This is a genomic window from Pseudomonas sp. WT-JTC, assembly GCF_056711565.1.
Window position 1 is genome coordinate 1,062,703 of sequence record NZ_CM160042.1, and the last position, 17,159, is coordinate 1,079,861.

The 17,159-nt window shown below is 59.5% G+C and carries 20 protein-coding genes; 19 read left to right on the forward strand and 1 reads right to left on the reverse strand.

Going from position 1 to position 17,159, the window contains the following annotated elements; translation table 11 throughout:
* Positions 1-4 precede the first annotated feature (4 nt).
* From yajC to AC06G5_RS04725, 4 genes are all read left to right on the forward strand, one after another.
* Entirely contained in the window at positions 5-340 is a 336-nt protein-coding gene (yajC, locus tag AC06G5_RS04710) for a preprotein translocase subunit YajC (RefSeq protein WP_007956696.1), read from the forward strand.
* Between the two features lie 64 nt (positions 341-404).
* A complete protein-coding gene (secD, locus tag AC06G5_RS04715; RefSeq protein ID WP_413420851.1) occupies positions 405-2,273 on the forward strand; it encodes a protein translocase subunit SecD in 1,869 nt (622 codons plus the stop codon).
* Between the two features lie 9 nt (positions 2,274-2,282).
* A complete protein-coding gene (gene secF, locus AC06G5_RS04720; protein WP_008020247.1) occupies positions 2,283-3,197 on the forward strand; it encodes a protein translocase subunit SecF in 915 nt (304 codons plus the stop codon).
* Positions 3,198-3,317: 120 nt separating this feature from the next.
* Entirely contained in the window at positions 3,318-3,866 is a 549-nt protein-coding gene (locus AC06G5_RS04725) for a glycine zipper 2TM domain-containing protein (RefSeq protein ID WP_085717085.1), read from the forward strand.
* Between the two features lie 262 nt (positions 3,867-4,128).
* Here AC06G5_RS04725 and suhB read toward each other — a convergent pair whose 3' ends face one another.
* Complete coding sequence (suhB, locus tag AC06G5_RS04730) at positions 4,129-4,947, reverse strand: type III secretion system regulator SuhB (RefSeq protein ID WP_007982736.1); 819 nt, start codon at positions 4,945-4,947, stop codon at positions 4,129-4,131.
* A gap of 146 nt (positions 4,948-5,093) precedes the next feature.
* Between suhB and trmJ the strand changes: the two genes are divergently transcribed.
* The 15 genes from trmJ (at position 5,094) to ispG (ending at position 17,136) form a co-directional block, all read left to right on the forward strand.
* Positions 5,094-5,864, forward strand: coding sequence for a tRNA (cytosine(32)/uridine(32)-2'-O)-methyltransferase TrmJ (trmJ, locus tag AC06G5_RS04735; RefSeq protein WP_085715829.1), 771 nt, complete (start codon positions 5,094-5,096; stop codon positions 5,862-5,864).
* 2 nt (positions 5,865-5,866) lie between these two features.
* Entirely contained in the window at positions 5,867-6,643 is a 777-nt protein-coding gene (gene cysE / locus AC06G5_RS04740) for a serine O-acetyltransferase (protein ID WP_413420847.1), read from the forward strand.
* Between the two features lie 272 nt (positions 6,644-6,915).
* Entirely contained in the window at positions 6,916-7,407 is a 492-nt protein-coding gene (gene iscR, locus AC06G5_RS04745) for a Fe-S cluster assembly transcriptional regulator IscR (protein ID WP_007974010.1), read from the forward strand.
* Positions 7,408-7,457: 50 nt separating this feature from the next.
* Positions 7,458-8,672 (forward strand): IscS subfamily cysteine desulfurase, encoded by a 1,215-nt coding sequence (locus tag AC06G5_RS04750; RefSeq protein ID WP_413420845.1) that lies wholly within the window; start codon positions 7,458-7,460, stop codon positions 8,670-8,672.
* Between the two features lie 101 nt (positions 8,673-8,773).
* The gene (gene iscU, locus AC06G5_RS04755; protein WP_007982746.1) at positions 8,774-9,160 is read left to right on the forward strand and encodes a Fe-S cluster assembly scaffold IscU; all 387 of its coding nucleotides are present in this window, start codon (positions 8,774-8,776) and stop codon (positions 9,158-9,160) included.
* A 34-nt stretch (positions 9,161-9,194) separates the two neighbouring features.
* Entirely contained in the window at positions 9,195-9,518 is a 324-nt protein-coding gene (gene iscA, locus AC06G5_RS04760) for an iron-sulfur cluster assembly protein IscA (protein WP_003227904.1), read from the forward strand.
* An 8-nt stretch (positions 9,519-9,526) separates the two neighbouring features.
* Positions 9,527-10,048: a co-chaperone HscB gene (gene hscB, locus AC06G5_RS04765; protein ID WP_413420843.1), complete on the forward strand. Its 522-nt coding sequence runs from the start codon at positions 9,527-9,529 to the stop codon at positions 10,046-10,048.
* A gap of 51 nt (positions 10,049-10,099) precedes the next feature.
* Positions 10,100-11,962, forward strand: coding sequence for a Fe-S protein assembly chaperone HscA (hscA, locus tag AC06G5_RS04770; protein WP_480459038.1), 1,863 nt, complete (start codon positions 10,100-10,102; stop codon positions 11,960-11,962).
* Between the two features lie 2 nt (positions 11,963-11,964).
* Positions 11,965-12,306 carry an ISC system 2Fe-2S type ferredoxin gene (fdx, locus tag AC06G5_RS04775; RefSeq protein WP_085715824.1) on the forward strand — a complete coding sequence of 114 codons (342 nt, stop codon included), beginning with the start codon at positions 11,965-11,967 and terminating at the stop codon, positions 12,304-12,306.
* Positions 12,307-12,320: 14 nt separating this feature from the next.
* Positions 12,321-12,521: a Fe-S cluster assembly protein IscX gene (iscX, locus tag AC06G5_RS04780; RefSeq protein WP_413420839.1), complete on the forward strand. Its 201-nt coding sequence runs from the start codon at positions 12,321-12,323 to the stop codon at positions 12,519-12,521.
* Positions 12,522-12,609: 88 nt separating this feature from the next.
* Positions 12,610-13,035, forward strand: a complete 426-nt coding sequence (ndk, locus tag AC06G5_RS04785) for a nucleoside-diphosphate kinase (RefSeq protein WP_007903599.1) — start codon at positions 12,610-12,612, stop codon at positions 13,033-13,035.
* A gap of 28 nt (positions 13,036-13,063) precedes the next feature.
* Positions 13,064-14,212 carry a dual-specificity RNA methyltransferase RlmN gene (gene rlmN / locus AC06G5_RS04790; RefSeq protein ID WP_008020261.1) on the forward strand — a complete coding sequence of 383 codons (1,149 nt, stop codon included), beginning with the start codon at positions 13,064-13,066 and terminating at the stop codon, positions 14,210-14,212.
* Positions 14,213-14,224: 12 nt separating this feature from the next.
* The gene (pilW, locus tag AC06G5_RS04795; RefSeq protein WP_480459039.1) at positions 14,225-14,983 is read left to right on the forward strand and encodes a type IV pilus biogenesis/stability protein PilW; all 759 of its coding nucleotides are present in this window, start codon (positions 14,225-14,227) and stop codon (positions 14,981-14,983) included.
* Positions 14,983-16,023 carry a RodZ domain-containing protein gene (locus tag AC06G5_RS04800; RefSeq protein WP_480459040.1) on the forward strand — a complete coding sequence of 347 codons (1,041 nt, stop codon included), beginning with the start codon at positions 14,983-14,985 and terminating at the stop codon, positions 16,021-16,023. The genes pilW and AC06G5_RS04800 overlap by 1 nt, the downstream gene beginning before the upstream one ends.
* A gap of 3 nt (positions 16,024-16,026) precedes the next feature.
* Entirely contained in the window at positions 16,027-17,136 is a 1,110-nt protein-coding gene (ispG, locus tag AC06G5_RS04805; RefSeq protein WP_003185136.1) for a flavodoxin-dependent (E)-4-hydroxy-3-methylbut-2-enyl-diphosphate synthase, read from the forward strand.
* The last annotated feature ends 23 nt before the right edge of the window (positions 17,137-17,159 follow it).

Here is a 17,159-nt window from a genome sequence, read left to right on the forward strand (position 1 = left end):
CTAAATGAGCTTTTTTATCTCTAATGCCATGGCAGACGCTGCAGCACCTGCGGCAGCCCCTATGGGCGGCGGCTTTGAGTGGATTTTCCTGGTCGGCTTCCTGGTCATCTTCTACCTGATGATCTGGCGTCCACAGGCCAAGCGCGCCAAAGAGCAGAAAAACCTGCTGAGCAGCCTGCAAAAGGGTGACGAAGTTGTGACCACCGGCGGCATCGCCGGCAAGATCACTAAAGTGGCCGACGATTTCGTCGTTCTGGAAGTTTCCGACACCGTCGAAATGAAATTCCAGAAAGGCGCCATCGCCGCCACGCTGCCAAAAGGCACGCTGAAAGCGATCTAAGTTTCAACTTCATATTCAATCGACGGGGCGCGCAAGGCGCCCCGCGTCATAAACGGGCGGCGTGATGCTGAACAAATATCCTCTGTGGAAATACATTCTGATCCTGGCGGTGCTGGCGGTCGGTCTGATTTATTCCGCTCCCAATCTTTACCCTGATGACCCGGCCATTCAGGTCAGTGGTGCAAGCACTGCGCTGCTGGTCAATCAGGCTGATCTGGATCGTGTAAGCACTGCGCTCAAGGAATCCGGAATCAACGTCAAGGCTGCCACCCTGGCCGCCAACGGCAAGGGCGGCCTGATTCGCCTGACCAAGGCTGAAGATCAGCTGCCGGCCAAGGACGTTGTACGCAAGGCGCTGGGTGATGACTACGTCGTCGCACTGAACCTGGCACAAACCACCCCGCAATGGCTGCGCAACCTCGCTGCGCACCCGATGAAGCTGGGTCTGGACTTGTCCGGTGGTGTGCACTTCCTGCTGGAAGTGGACATGGACAAAGCCCTCGATGCACGCCTGAAAGTCTACGAAGGCGACGTCAAGAGCCTGCTGCGTAAAGAGAAACTGCGCTATCGCAGCCTGCCGCAGCTCAACGGTGCCATTCAGCTGGGCTTCTCTGATGAAGCGACCCGCGAACAGGCTCGTAGCATCATCCGCAAGAACTTCAACGATTTCGACATTGTTCCGGCCGACCTGAATGGTCAGGCGGTGCTGCGTCTGGCGATGACCCCGGCCAAGCTGGCGGAAATCCGCGAATACTCCATCAAGCAGAACTTGACCACGGTACGTAACCGCGTCAACGAGCTGGGTGTTGCCGAACCGATCGTTCAGCGTCAGGGCGCCAACCGCATCGTGGTTGAGCTGCCGGGCGTGCAAGACACCGCCGAAGCCAAGCGTATCCTCGGCAAGACGGCCAACCTGGAGTTCCGTCTGGCTGCTGAGCCTGGCGCTTCGAAGGCCACTTCCGAGGAATTCGAGTTCCGTGAAGGCAAGCGTCCTCCTGCGCTGATCGAGCGTGGCCTGATCATCACTGGCGACCAGGTAACTGACGCCAAGGCTGGTTTCGGTGAGCACGGCACGCCGGAAGTGAACATCCGTCTGGACGGTCACGGCGGCGAGCTGATGAGCCGTGCGACCCGTTCGAACGTCGGTCGCAGCATGGCGGTGATCTTCATCGAGCAGCGTCCGGTCACCACTTACACCAAGCAAGTGGTCGATGGCGTCGAGAAAGACGTGGCGGTGCAGTCGTTCAAGGAAGAGAAGAAGATCATCAGCCTGGCGACCATCCAGTCGCCGCTGGGTGCTCAGTTCCGCATCACTGGCCTGAACGGCCAGGGCGAGTCCTCCGAGCTGGCGCTGCTGCTGCGTGCCGGTGGCCTGGCGGCTCCGATGTACTTCGCTGAAGAACGCACCATCGGCCCGAGCCTGGGTGCGGACAACATCACCAAAGGTATCGATGCATCGTTGTGGGGCATGCTGTTCGTCTCGCTGTTCATCATGGCCATCTACCGCTTCTTCGGCCTCATCGCCACCGTCGCGCTGGCGGTGAACATGGTGATGCTGCTGGCCCTGATGTCGCTGCTGGGTGCAACGCTGACCCTGCCGGGTATCGCCGGTATCGTGTTGACCATGGGTATGGCGGTCGACGCCAACGTGCTGATCTTCTCGCGGATCCGTGAAGAGATCGCCGCCGGCATGACCGTGCAGCGTGCAATCAACGAAGGCTTCGGCCGGGCGTTCACTGCGATTCTCGACGCCAACCTGACCACTCTGTTGGTGGGCGGCATCCTGTTTGCCATGGGCACCGGTCCGGTCAAGGGCTTCGCAGTGACCATGTCCCTCGGGATCTTTACCTCGATGTTCACGGCCATCATGGTGACCCGCGCGATGGTCAACCTGATCTTCGGCGGTCGTGACTTCAAGAAGTTGTGGATTTAAGGGGCTGCCATGTTACGTACAATCAACTTCATGGGCGTCCGCAACTTTGCGTTCGGCGTCACATTGTTCCTTACCGCACTGGCAATATTCAGTGTCTTCCACAAGGGCATGAACTGGGGCCTGGACTTCACCGGCGGTACGCTCATCGAGCTGACCTACGAGCGTCCGGCCGATGTCACCAAGGTGCGTGAGCAGCTGGTGACCGCGGGTTATCACGAAGCCATCGTGCAGAACTTCGGTGCGACCACCGATCTGCTGGTGCGCATGCCTGGCGAAGACCCGCAACTGGGTCACCAGGTGGCCGAAGCCCTGCAAAAGGTCGGCGGCGAGAACCCGGCGACGGTCAAGCGTGTCGAGTTCGTCGGCCCGCAGGTGGGTGAAGAACTGCGCGACCAGGGCGGCCTCGGCATGCTGATGGCGCTGGGCGGCATCCTGATCTACCTGGCTTTCCGCTTTCAGTGGAAGTTTGCGGTTGGCGCGATCGTATCCCTGATCCACGACGTGATCGTGACCATCGGTATCCTGTCGTTTTTCCAGATCACCTTCGACCTGACGGTGCTGGCGGCGGTACTGGCGATCATCGGTTACTCGCTCAACGACACCATCGTGGTATTCGACCGGGTTCGCGAGAACTTCCGTGTACTGCGCAAGGCCAGCCTGATCGAGAACATCAACATCTCGACCACGCAAACCCTGCTGCGGACCATGGCGACCTCGATCTCCACCTTGCTGGCGATCGCGGCACTGCTGTTCTTTGGTGGCGACAACCTGTTCGGCTTCTCGATTGCCCTGTTCGTCGGTGTCATGGCGGGTACTTACTCGTCGATCTACATCGCTAACGTGGTGCTGATCTGGCTGAACCTGAGCACCGAGGACCTGATTCCTCCTGCCAATACCGAGAAGGAAGTCGACGACCGTCCTTGAAGGAAGCTTCTTTCAGTGATGTAGTCCGAAAAAGGCGCGAGTTGAACTCGCGCCTTTTTTTATGCTCCAAGGCTGGGAGAAGCGCGGGTTTATCCCGTATGTGATGGTCAGGAGGTTCATGTGAACAAGTCGATGCTGGTTGGTGCTGTACTGGGTGCTGTCGGTGTGACTGCCGGGGGTGCTGTGGCCACCTACAGCCTGGTTAAAAGCGGCCCGGAGTACGCACAAGTACTCGCCGTTGAGCCGGTCAAGACGCAAATCAAGACTCCACGTGAAGTATGCAAGGATGTAACGGTCACCCGGCAGGCGCCGGTGAAAGATCAACATCAGATCGCCGGTACGGTGGTCGGTGCATTGGCGGGTGGATTACTGGGTAACCAGATCGGTGGCGGTACCGGCAAGAAGATCGCCACGGTCGCGGGTGCTGTTGGCGGTGGTTACGCCGGCAACAAGGTGCAGGAAGGCATGCAGGAGCGTGACACCTACACCACGACCCAGACCCGTTGTAATACGGTGAATGACATCAGCGACAAGGTTGTCGGTTACGACGTGCGCTATTCGCTGGACGGCAAGGAAGGCAATGTGCGCATGGATCGTGATCCGGGGAACCAGATCCCTGTGGATAAAGAGGGCAAGTTGATCTTGTCGGAGAATCAGCAGGCTCATTGATCCGCTGAAGTCAGATTCAAAAAGAAGCACCCTGCGGGGTGCTTTTTTTGTGTGCGCGACTTATGAGTTGCTGCAAACCCTCTGTAGGAGCGAGCCTGCTCGCGATGAACCTCAGAGCACCGCGGGGTGCCAGGCTTCCCGCGTTATCGTTGACGACCATCGCGAGCAAGCTCGCTCCTACAGTGGGATTGTGGTGTTTTGGAGGGCAAATTCCAGGCATAAAAAAAGCACCCCGAAGGGTGCTTTTTCTGTCGCTGGGCGCTTAGCGCTTCAGCGAGGCCGGCAGGTGCGGCTGGATCGCCGTCAGGACTGCCTTGAAGCATTTGGTGTTGCCGGCAACGACGTGGCCTTTTTCAAGGAAGTCGTGACCGCCGGTGAAGTCGCTCACCAGGCCGCCTGCTTCCTGGATCAGCAGGGCGCCTGCCGCCATGTCCCACTCGGACAGGCCCGACTCCCAGAAGGCGTCGAAGCGGCCGGCGGCCACGTAGGCCAGGTCCAGGCTCGCGGAGCCTGCGCGGCGGATGCCGGCAGTCTGGCCAACCAGGGCGCGGAACATGCCCAGGTAGTTGTCGAGGTTGTCCATCTGGTCGTCACGGAACGGGAAGCCGGTACCCAGCAGGGCGCCGTCGAGGCTGGTGCGACCGCTGACGCGCAGGCGACGACCGTTCAGTTGAGCGCCGCGACCACGGCTGGCGGTGAATTCTTCCTGGCGAACCGGGTCCAGAACAACGGCGTGTTCCAGGCGGCCACGGTATTTGCAGGCGATGCTGACAGCGAAGTGAGGAATGCCGCGCAGGAAGTTGGTGGTGCCGTCCAGCGGATCGATGATCCACAGGTACTCTTCGCCTTCGATGCCGGTGCCGGCGTGCATACCGGTTTCTTCACCCATGATCGAGTGGTTCGGGTAAGCCTTGCGCAGCGCGTCGATGATTTTCTGTTCAGCGGCGCGATCTACCTCGGATACGTAATCCTTGGCGTCTTTTTCGTCGACCTTGATGGTATCCAGGCGCTCGATGGAGCGGAAGATCAATTCACTGGCGCTGCGGGCGGCGCGCAGCGCGATATTCAGCATGGGCTGCATGGATGTGTCACCTAAGGTTGTTAAAGAAAGCCGGGCATTCTATCAGAAAGTTTCTACAGGAGAAGGACGACGTTCGCTTTCATGGCTTAACGGTAGTTTGAGCTGTAAGATTCTGCTCCCCCTATATATGTTCGAGAGCGCCTCCCTTGCTGCAAAACATTCGTGTCGTCCTGGTCAATACCAGCCATCCGGGCAATATCGGCGGGACTGCGCGCGCCATGAAGAACATGGGCCTGTCGCGGCTGGTGCTGGTCGAGCCTCGTCTGTTCCCGCACCACGAGGCCGATGCCCGAGCTTCCGGTGCCGGTGACATCCTTGAAAAAGCGCAAGTCGTCGCCACCTTGGAAGATGCCCTGGTCGGCTGCAACCTGGTGCTCGGCACCAGCGCCCGCGACCGGCGGATTCCCTGGCCGCTGCTCGATCCCCGCGAATGCGGCGCGAAAGTGGTCGAGGAAGCAGGGCAGGGGGCGGAAATCGCCCTGGTGTTCGGTCGTGAAGATTCCGGCCTGACCAACGAAGAGCTGCAGCGATGTCACTATCACGTGCACATCCCATCCGACCCTGAGTTCAGCTCGCTGAACCTGGGGGCGGCGGTGCAGGTGTTGAGCTATGAAGTGCGCATGTCCTGGCTGGCCGCGCAAGGTCAGCCAAGCAAGGTCGAGAAGGAAGAAGTGGCCTCGGTCAAAAGCGCCGAGCTGGCGACCATGGATGAGCTGGAGCGATTCTATGAACACCTGGAGCAGACCCTGGTGGCCATCGAATTCCTCGATCCGGAAAAGCCACGGCACTTGATGGCGCGCCTGCGCCGGTTGTACGGACGCAGCTCGGTCAGCCGGGCGGAAATGAACATTTTGCGTGGCATCCTCACGGAAACCCAGAAAGCGGCCCGTGGTGAGCTTCTAAAGCGGAAGGATTAATGATGTTTGAGCGTTTGCGTGAAGATATCCAGAGCGTATTCCATCGAGACCCGGCGGCGCGTAACGCTTTTGAAGTCCTGACTTGCTACCCGGGCATGCACGCCATCTGGATTCACCGTTTGTCGGCGGCCCTGTGGCGTGCGGAGCTGAAATGGCTGGCGCGGCTGGTGTCGAACTTCGGTCGCTGGTTGACCGGGATCGAGATTCATCCCGGAGCCAAGGTGGGGCGTCGTTTCTTCATCGACCATGGCATGGGTATCGTCATCGGTGAAACCGCCGAGATTGGCGACGACGTCACTATCTATCAGGGTGTGACCCTGGGCGGCACCAGCTGGAACAAGGGCAAGCGTCACCCGACTCTGGGTGATGGTGTGGTGGTCGGGGCGGGCGCGAAGGTGCTCGGTCCGTTCACTGTTGGAGCCGGCGCCAAGGTGGGCTCCAATGCCGTTGTGACCAAAGAAGTACCGCCGGGTGCCACTGTGGTGGGTATTCCGGGGCGAATCATCGTCAAACCCGACGAAGAGCAGGACGCCAAGCGCAAGGCCATGGCCGAGAAGATCGGCTTCGATGCCTACGGTGTGACTGAAGACATGCCGGATCCGGTGGCTCGTGCCATTAACCAGTTGCTTGATCACCTGCAGGCGGTCGATGGACGCCTGGAAGGGATGTGCGGGGCGTTGAAGGATCTGGGCAGTAATTACTGTGCCAAGGATCTGCCCGAGCTGCGCGAAGAAGACTTTGCCTGTGTGAAGGACAAGGATCAGAGCCAGGCCAGCTAGACGTTTTACGAGCATGCTCCCCACCCTGTAGGAGCGAGCATGCTCGCGATGGACCTGAGAACACCGCGGGGCGTCAGGCGCCCAGCGTTATCGTTGATGACCATCGCGAGCATGCTCGCTCCTACAGTACTGCTGGCTGTAACCGTCCAGCCTTTGTTATGATGCGGCCGCTCTTTTGCGGGTAAACCTGACTAAAGTACTAGGTCTTATAGTTGACTTAAATACTCGGGAATTGCATACTCGCCTCATTCCGAACTCCGTGGTAATTGTCCATGCGACTGACTACAAAAGGCCGATACGCCGTGACCGCCATGCTTGACCTGGCGTTGCACGCGCAGCACGGGCCCGTGTCCCTGGCCGATATCTCCGAGCGCCAAGGCATCTCCCTGTCCTACCTCGAACAGCTTTTCGCCAAGCTGCGCCGCAGCAACCTGGTGTCTAGCGTGCGTGGTCCGGGCGGTGGTTACCAATTGTCCCGCGACATGCAGGGCATCCAGGTCGCCCAGGTGATCGATGCGGTGAACGAATCGGTCGATGCCACCAAATGCCAGGGCCAGGGTGATTGCCATCAAGGCGACACCTGCCTGACTCACCACTTGTGGTGCGATCTGAGCCTGCAGATTCACGAATTTCTGAGCGGTATCAGCTTGGCTGACCTTGTGACTCGCCGTGAGGTGCAAGAAGTAGCCCAGCGTCAGGACCAGCGCCGTTGCAACAGCAAGGTGCCACGCCTGGACAAGATTGAAGCGTCCGCCGTCGAATGACAGCCAAAGAGCTAGCGGCACGCCAGCCAGCCTGATTTAGGAGATAGTCCATGAAATTGCCGATTTACCTTGATTACTCTGCGACCACCCCGGTTGATCCGCGTGTTGCGCAAAAAATGAGTGAATGCCTGCTGGTCGACGGAAACTTCGGTAACCCGGCGTCCCGTTCCCACGTGTTCGGCTGGAAAGCCGAAGAGTCCGTCGAAAACGCCCGTCGTCAGGTCGCCGACCTGGTCAACGCCGACCCGCGCGAAATCGTCTGGACCTCCGGTGCCACCGAGTCCGACAACCTGGCAATCAAGGGTGCGGCGCATTTCTATGCCACCAAAGGCAAACACCTGATCACCACCAAGATTGAGCACAAGGCTGTCCTCGACACCATGCGCCAACTGGAGCGTGAAGGTTTCGAAGTGACTTACATCGAGCCTCGCACCGATGGTCTGGTCACTCCGGAGATGGTCGAAGCTGAACTGCGTGACGACACCATCCTGGTTTCGGTCATGCACGTGAACAACGAAATCGGCACCGTCAACGACATCGCGGCCATCGGCGAGCTGACCCGCGCCAGGGGCATCCTGTTCCACGTTGACGCCGCTCAGTCCACCGGCAAGGTCGACATCGACCTTTCGAAGCTGAAAGTCGACCTGATGTCGTTCTCGGCTCACAAGACCTACGGCCCTAAAGGTATCGGCGCACTGTACGTGAGCCGCAAGCCACGTGTTCGCATCGAAGCGACCATGCATGGCGGCGGTCACGAGCGAGGCATGCGTTCCGGCACCCTGGCGACCCACCAGATCGTCGGCATGGGTGAAGCCTTCCGCGTAGCCAAGGAAGACATGGCTGCCGAGAACGCGCGCATCAAGGCCCTGAGCGATCGTTTCTTCAAGCAGGTCGAGCACCTGGAAGAGTTGTACGTCAACGGCAGCCAGACCGCCCGCGTTCCGCACAACCTGAACCTGAGCTTCAACTACGTTGAGGGCGAGTCGCTGATCATGGCGCTCAAGGATCTGGCGGTATCGTCCGGTTCGGCCTGCACCTCGGCATCGCTTGAGCCTTCGTACGTACTGCGCGCCCTGGGCCGCAACGACGAACTGGCACACAGCTCGATCCGCTTCACCTTCGGTCGTTTCACCACCGAAGAAGAAATCGACTACGCCGCGCAGAAAGTCTGCGAGGCCGTAACCAAGCTGCGCGCTCTGTCGCCGCTGTGGGATATGTACAAAGACGGCGTCGATATCTCGAAGATCGAGTGGGCGGCACACTAACTATAGAAGCCGCCGGATACAGGTCCTGTAGCGACGCGGCGACTGACGCAGCGTAACTGCAGGGCCTCAAGAGCGGCCCTGATGAGTGAGGATTGAGAATCATGTCTTACAGCGAAAAGGTCATCGACCACTACGAAAACCCGCGCAACGTCGGCAAGATGGACGCGGAAGATCCTGATGTCGGCACCGGCATGGTCGGCGCTCCGGCGTGCGGCGACGTGATGCGCCTGCAGATCAAGGTCAACGACGCCGGCATCATCGAAGATGCCAAGTTCAAGACCTACGGCTGCGGTTCGGCTATCGCTTCCAGCTCCCTCGCTACCGAGTGGATGAAGGGCAAGACCCTGGACGAAGCAGAAACCATCAAGAACACCCAGCTGGCTGAAGAACTGGCCCTGCCGCCAGTGAAAATCCACTGCTCGGTACTTGCTGAAGACGCCATCAAGGCGGCTGTTCGCGATTACAAGCAGAAGAAAGGCTTGATCTGATTTTCGAGTTTTGGCGACGAGTAAGGAGTCACCGATGGCTATCAGCATGACAGAAGCGGCTGCTCGACACGTGCGGCGCTCCCTCGACGGGCGCGGCAAAGGTGAAGGGATTCGTCTGGGTGTTCGCACCACGGGCTGTTCCGGCCTTGCCTACGTGCTGGAGTTTGTCGACGAGGTGGTTGCAGAGGACCAGGTGTTCGAAAGTCACGGCGAAAAAGTGATCATCGACCCGAAAAGCCTGGCCTACCTGGACGGCACCGAGCTCGATTTCGTCAAGGAAGGGTTGAACGAAGGCTTCAAGTTCAACAACCCCAACGTACGCGGTGAATGTGGCTGCGGCGAAAGCTTCAACATCTGAGGCTTGTCGTGGGTACTCCTTGTCATTTCGCTTTATTCGAGCTGCAACCGGGTTTTAACCTGGACCTTGATCAGCTGGCTACGCGCTATCGCGAGCTGGCGCGCGGCGTTCATCCGGACCGCTTTGCCGACGCTTCCGAACGCGAACAACGGTTGGCCCTGGAGCAATCGGCGAGCCTCAACGAGGCCTACCAGACGCTCAAGAGTCCGCCCAAGCGCGCGCGCTACCTGCTCGCCTTGAATGGTGGCGAGCTGCCGCTGGAAGTCACGGTGCATGATCCGGAGTTCCTGCTGCAACAGATGGAGTTGCGCGAAGAGCTCGAAGACCTGCAAGGCAGTGCCGATCTGGCAGGTGTTGCAGTGTTCAAGCGCCGCCTGAAAGTTGCTCAGGAAAAACTGAACGACAGTTTCGCAGCCTGTTGGAATGATGCAGCGCAACGTGAACAGGCTGAACGCCTGATGCGGCGCATGCAGTTCCTCGACAAGCTCACCTACGAAGTGCGCCAGTTAGAAGAGCGCCTCGACGATTAACCCAGTGCCGCTCCGGTCGCACGCCTGATATACAGATAAGTCCTGATAACGATGGCCCTACTGCAGATCGCCGAACCCGGCCAAAGTCCTCAACCGCACCAGCGTCGTCTGGCTGTGGGGATCGACTTGGGCACTACCAATTCGCTGGTCGCTGCATTGCGCAGTGGTCTTTCCGAGCCTCTTGCCGATGCCGATGGGCGGGTTATCCTGCCGTCCGCTGTGCGCTACCACGCCGATCGCGTCGAGGTGGGCGAATCCGCCAAGCTGGCTGCCGCCACCGATCCCTTGAACACCGTGCTGTCGGTCAAGCGCTTGATGGGTCGTGGTCTGTCCGATGTCAAGCAGCTTGGTGATCAGTTGCCGTACCGCTTTGTCGATGGCGAGTCGCACATGCCGTTCATCGACACGATCCAGGGCCCGAAAAGCCCGGTCGAAGTCTCTGCCGATATCCTCAAGGTCCTGCGTCAACGCGCTGAAGCGACCTTGGGTGGTGAGCTGGTAGGCGCGGTCATCACCGTTCCGGCCTATTTCGATGACGCTCAGCGTCAAGCCACCAAGGATGCGGCCAAGCTGGCCGGCCTGAATGTGCTGCGTTTGCTCAACGAGCCGACCGCAGCGGCGGTGGCTTACGGTCTTGATCAACACGCCGAAGGCCTGGTCGCCATTTATGACCTGGGCGGCGGCACCTTCGATATTTCGATTCTGCGCCTGACCGGCGGTGTTTTCGAAGTCCTGGCTACCGGCGGCGACAGCGCCCTGGGCGGCGATGATTTCGACCACGCGATCGCCGGCTGGATTATCGAGAGCGCCGGCCTGTCCGCCGACCTCGATCCAGGTGCGCAACGCAACTTGCTGCAAACCGCCTGTGTCGCCAAGGAAGCCCTGACCAACGCCGCGTCGGTTGAAGTCGCTTATGGTGCCTGGAAAGCCGAGCTGACCCGCGAAGCCTTCAATGCGCTGATCGAGCCGATGGTCGCCCGCAGCCTGAAAGCCTGTCGTCGTGCGGTGCGTGATTCCGCTATCGAACTGGAAGACGTGCACGCCGTGGTCATGGTCGGTGGTTCGACTCGCGTTCCTCGTGTTCGCGAAGCCGTCGCCGAAGCCTTCGGTCGCCAGCCACTGACTGAAATCGACCCGGATCAAGTGGTGGCCATTGGTGCTGCGATCCAGGCCGATACCTTGGCCGGCAACAAGCGTGACGGCAGCGAACTGCTGTTGCTGGACGTGATTCCGTTGTCCCTGGGTCTGGAGACCATGGGCGGCCTGATGGAGAAGGTGATTCCGCGCAACACCACGATCCCCGTCGCCCGCGCCCAGGACTTCACCACTTATAAAGACGGCCAGTCGGCCATGGCCATCCACGTATTGCAGGGCGAGCGCGAGCTGATCAGCGACTGCCGCTCCCTGGCACGCTTCGAATTGCGCGGCATTCCGGCGATGGTGGCCGGCGCGGCGAAGATTCGCGTGACCTTCCAGGTCGATGCCGACGGTCTGCTGAGCGTTTCGGCCCGCGAACTGGGTTCGGGCGTCGAAGCCAGCATTCAGGTCAAGCCATCTTATGGCCTGACCGACGGCGAAATCGCCAAAATGCTCAAGGACTCGTTCCAGCACGCCAATGACGACAAGGTTGCCCGCGTACTGCGCGAGCAGCAGGTCGACGCCCAGCGCCTGATCGAAGCGGTGCAGGCCGCTCTGGAGGCTGATGGCGAGCGTCTGCTCGACGCCGATGAGCGCATGGTCATCGAGCTGCAGGTGCAGGAATTGACCGAACTGATGAAAGGTACCGATGGTTACGCCATCGAGCAGCAGACCAAGCGTCTGTCGCAAGTGACCGACGCCTTTGCTGCCCGCCGCCTGGACTCGACGGTGAAAGCCGCGCTGGCGGGGCGCAACCTGAATGAGATTGAGGAATAACGATGCCGCAGGTCATTTTTCTGCCACACGAGAAGTTCTGCCCCGAAGGCATGGTTGTGGAGGCTGAGACCGGTACGTCCATCCTCGAACTGGCTCATGAGCACCATATCGAGATGGAAAGTGCCTGTGGCGGCGTCTGTGCGTGCACCACTTGTCACTGCATCATCCGCGAGGGTTTCGACTCGCTGGAAGAGGCCGACGAACTGGAAGAAGATTATCTGGACAAGGCCTGGGGGCTGGAAGCTCAGTCGCGCCTGGGCTGTCAGGCCAAGGTCGGGACTGAAGACCTGACCGTCGAAATTCCGAAGTATTCGCTCAACCACGCAGCCGAAGCACCACACTGATTCAAGGAATTGTCATGAAACTCAAGTGGACTGATGTGCTGGAGATCGCGATCCAGCTGGCAGAAAGCAAGCCCGACGTGGACCCTATGTCGGTCAATTTCGTCGATCTGCGTCAATGGGTGATGGAACTGCCCGACTTCGACGATATGCCTGAGCATTGTGGCGAAAAGATCCTGGAGGCCATTCAGGCCCACTGGATCGAAGAACGCGACTGAGCCACGCCGCAGGTTAGGCAATACCCGAGAACCCGCGTATAATTCGCGGGTTTAATTTTTCGTAAATTACCGTTTCTGGAGTTACACCATGGCTGTTCAACGTACTTTCTCCATCATCAAGCCTGACGCCGTTGCTAAAAACGTGATCGGCGAGATCACCACCCGTTTCGAAAAAGCAGGCCTGCGCGTTGTAGCTTCGAAACTGAAGCAACTGTCCAAAGCCGAAGCCGAAGGCTTCTACGCTGAGCACAGCGCTCGTGGTTTCTTCAACGACCTGGTTGCTTTCATGATCTCCGGTCCGGTTGTTGTTCAGGTTCTGGAAGGCGAAAACGCTATCGCTCTGAACCGTGAGCTGATGGGCGCTACCAACCCTAAAGAAGCTGCTGCCGGCACCATCCGCGCTGACTTCGCTGACTCCATCGACGCTAACGCTGTACACGGTTCGGACTCCGAAGCCGCTGCCGCTCGCGAAATCTCGTACTTCTTCGCAGCTACTGAAGTAACCACTCGCTAAGCATTGGCTTAAGAGTGAAGGTGAATCCATGACTACATCGACTGTAAAAACTAACCTGCTGGGTCTGACTCAGCTGGAAATGGAAAAATTCTTCGACTCAATCGGGGAGAAGCGTTTCCGTGCCGGTCAGGTAATGAAATGGATTCACCACTTTGGTGTCGATGATTTCGATGCCATGACGAACGTCAGCAAGGCCTTGCGCGAAAAGCTCAAGGCTGTTGCCGAGGTCCGTGGTCCGGAAGTGGTCAGCGAGGACATCTCCAGCGACGGCACCCGCAAGTGGGTGGTGCGCGTGGCGTCCGGCAGCTGCGTCGAGACCGTGTACATTCCCCAGGGCAAGCGCGGCACCTTGTGCGTTTCGTCCCAGGCAGGCTGTGCCCTGGATTGCAGTTTCTGCTCCACCGGCAAGCAAGGTTTCAATAGCAACCTCACCGCCGCCGAAGTTATCGGCCAGGTGTGGATTGCCAACAAATCCTTTGGCAGCGTCCCGGCAACCGTCGACCGTGCCATCACCAACGTGGTGATGATGGGCATGGGTGAGCCGCTGCTGAACTTCGACAACGTCGTCGCGGCCATGCATTTGATGATGGACGACCTGGGCTACGGCATTTCCAAGCGCCGTGTGACCCTGTCGACCTCCGGCGTGGTGCCGATGATCGATGAGCTCTCCAAGCACATCGACGTCTCCCTGGCGTTGTCCCTGCACGCACCGAATGACGCATTGCGTAACCAATTGGTGCCGATCAACAAGAAGTATCCGCTTAAGATGCTGCTCGAGTCGTGCCAGCGCTACATGTCGTCCCTGGGCGAAAAGCGTGTGCTGACCATCGAGTACACCTTGCTCAAGGACGTCAATGACAAGGTTGAGCACGCCGTGGAAATGATCGAGCTGCTCAAGAACATCCCGTGCAAGATCAACCTGATCCCGTTCAACCCGTTCCCGCATTCCGGGTACGAGCGTCCGAGCAACAACGCCATTCGTCGTTTCCAGGATCAGCTTCATCATGCCGGTTTCAACGTCACCGTCCGCACCACCCGTGGTGAAGACATCGACGCGGCCTGTGGTCAATTGGTAGGGCAGGTGCTGGATCGCACCCGTCGTAGCGAACGTTATATCGCCGTGCGTGAATTGAGCGCCGACAGCGATGTTGCTTCGGGCGCTGCGAACAACAACTGAGAGAGGATCTCTATGTCCCTGCGCTTTGCGCTGCTTTTGCTGTTGGCCAGCCTGTGTGCTGGCTGTGTGCTTTCGGGTGACTACAGCCCGATGAAGACCAGCAAGGGCCGTGATGAAGCGCGTGAGGCATATGTGCAACTCGGTATCGGGTATTTGCAACAGGGCATGACCGAGCGCGCCAAGATCCCGCTGAAAAAGGCCCTGGAACTGGATGGCGCCGACCCTGATGCCAACGCGGCGCTGGGGCTGGTGTTCCAGGCGGAAATGGAGCCGGAACTGGCCGACGAGCATTTTCGCAAGGCGCTGTCTTCCCGTCCCGCCGATGCACGAATCCTCAATAACTACGGCAGTTTTCTGTTCGAGCAGAAGCGTTACAAGGAAGCCTACGTGCGCTTTGAACAAGCGGCCGCCGATACCCTGTATCCTGAACGTTCACGGGTATTCGAAAACCTCGGCATGACCGCTTCAATGCTGGGAGAGCGTGAGCTGGCCCGGCAGCAACTGGAAAAAGCCCTGCGCCTGAACCGCCAACAACCTCGTGCATTGCTGGAAATGGCTGAGTTGTCTTACGAAGACAGGCATTATGTGCCCGCGCGTGACTTCTACGATCGTTTTAGCCTGCTTGCCGAGCAAAATGCACGTAGTCTATTGCTCGGCGTTCGGCTGGCAAAAGTGTTTGATGATCGCGACAAGGCCGCCAGTGCAGGCCTGCAACTAAAACGACTCTATCCCGGTACGCCGGAATATCAGCAATACCTGTCGGAGCAATGATGAAAGCGGCGCATCCCGAAGTTGTAGCAGCGAATCGCGTTAACCCCGGTGAGACTTTGCGCCAGGCTCGCGAAAGCAATGGCTGGTCGCTGGCCGAAGTGGCCCTCAAGCTCAACCTCACCACCACTTCCCTGAGCAATCTGGAAGCCGGCGCTTTCGACAAGCTGCCTGGGCATACCTTTGCCCGTGGTTATATTCGCGCCTATGCCAAGTTGCTCGGCATGGACCAGGCGGTTCTGGTCCAGCAGTTCGATCAATCCACCGGTACCGATTCCCAGGGCAGCAGTGTTCATAGCCTGGGTCGTATCGAAGAACCGGTCCGGGTTTCCCACACCATTTTGCGAATTGTCAGCCTGCTGTTGCTGATCGCGGTGATCGGTGGCGGTTTTGTCTGGTGGCAGGACCAGACCTCGATGCGCACCAAGGACCTGATCGGTCTGGCACCGGAACACGTTGAAGTCGAAGGCGCCGACGGTACGACACAGATTCATCCGCTGGACGAGCCGGAAGACCAGGCTGTCGCGGAAGGCCAGATCGAAGGCGGAACCGCCCTCGCGCTGCCACAGGCCGACGCTCCGGCTGAAGCACCAGTGGAGGCCCAGGCGACTGCGCCAGCCACCCCGGCAGCGCCAGCTACGCCAGCCGCACCCGCTCATAATTCAGCGCCAGTCGTCGCAGCGCCTGTGACCCCGGCAACTCCGGCCCCGGCTGCTCCTGCCGCCCCGACCCCGGTGGTGACTGCGCCGGTCGCTCCTGTCGCTCCGGCACCTGCTCCCGCGGTAACCGCACCGGTGGCCGGCCAAGGCCAGGTTCAGGTGCAGTTCACTGCCGATTGTTGGACACAAGTGACCGACGGTAGCGGCAAGGTGCTGTTCAGCGGTCTCAAACGCAAAGGCGACAGCCTGGCAGTCAATGGCAAACCACCGTTTGCCGTGCGTCTGGGCTTTGCCCGTGGCGCTCAGGTCAGCTACAACGGCCAGCCGGTCGATGTCGCTCCGTTCACCAGTGGCGAGACTGCTCGCCTGAAGTTGGGTCAATAAGTCATGCACGGCGAATCTCCAATCAAACGTCGCGAATCTCGCAAGATCTGGGTCGGTAACGTGCCTGTTGGCGGCGATGCGCCTATCGCTGTGCAGAGCATGACCAACAGCGATACCAACGATGTCGCGGCCACTGTCGCGCAAATCAACCGCCTTGAAGCGGCCGGCGTCGATATCGTGCGGGTTTCCGTACCGGACATGGACGCCGCCGAAGCCTTCGGCAAGATCAAGCAGCTGGTCAAGGTGCCCCTGGTTGCCGATATCCACTTCGACTACCGGATCGCGTTGCGCGTAGCCGAACTGGGTGTCGATTGCCTGCGGATCAACCCGGGCAACATCGGCCGCGAAGACCGCGTGCGCGCAGTGGTCGATGCCGCCCGTGACCGCGGGATCCCGATCCGTATCGGCGTGAACGCCGGTTCCCTGGAAAAAGACCTGCAAAAGAAATACGGCGAGCCGACCCCGGCTGCGCTGGTCGAGTCGGCATTGCGTCACGTCGAGCACCTCGAGCGCCTGAACTTCCAGGATTTCAAGGTCAGCGTGAAAGCGTCCGACGTGTTCATGGCCGTCGAAGCGTACCGCCTGCTGGCCAAGGAAATCGTCCAGCCGCTGCACCTGGGCATCACTGAAGCCGGTGGTTTGCGTTCAGGCACGGTGAAATCCGCCGTGGGCCTCGGTATGCTGCTCGCCGAAGGGATTGGCGATACTATCCGCATCTCGTTGGCGGCCGACCCGGTCGAGGAAGTGAAGGTCGGCTACGACATTCTCAAATCCCTGCACCTGCGTTCCCGTGGCATCAACTTCATCGCCTGCCCGAGCTGCTCGCGGCAGAACTTCGATGTGGTCAAGACCATGAACGAGCTGGAAGGGCGCCTCGAAGATTTGCTGGTGCCGCTGGATGTCGCGGTGATCGGTTGCGTGGTCAACGGCCCGGGTGAAGCCAAGGAAGCCCATATCGGCTTGACCGGCGGCACGCCGAACCTGATTTACATCGACGGCAAGCCGTCGCAGAAACTGACGAATGACAATCTGGTGGATGAGCTTGAACGCTTGATCCGCCAGAAAGCGGCCGAAAAGGTCGAAGCCGACGCTGCCGTCATTGCGCGTGGCTGAGCCCGACTGAAGAGCCGAACGAA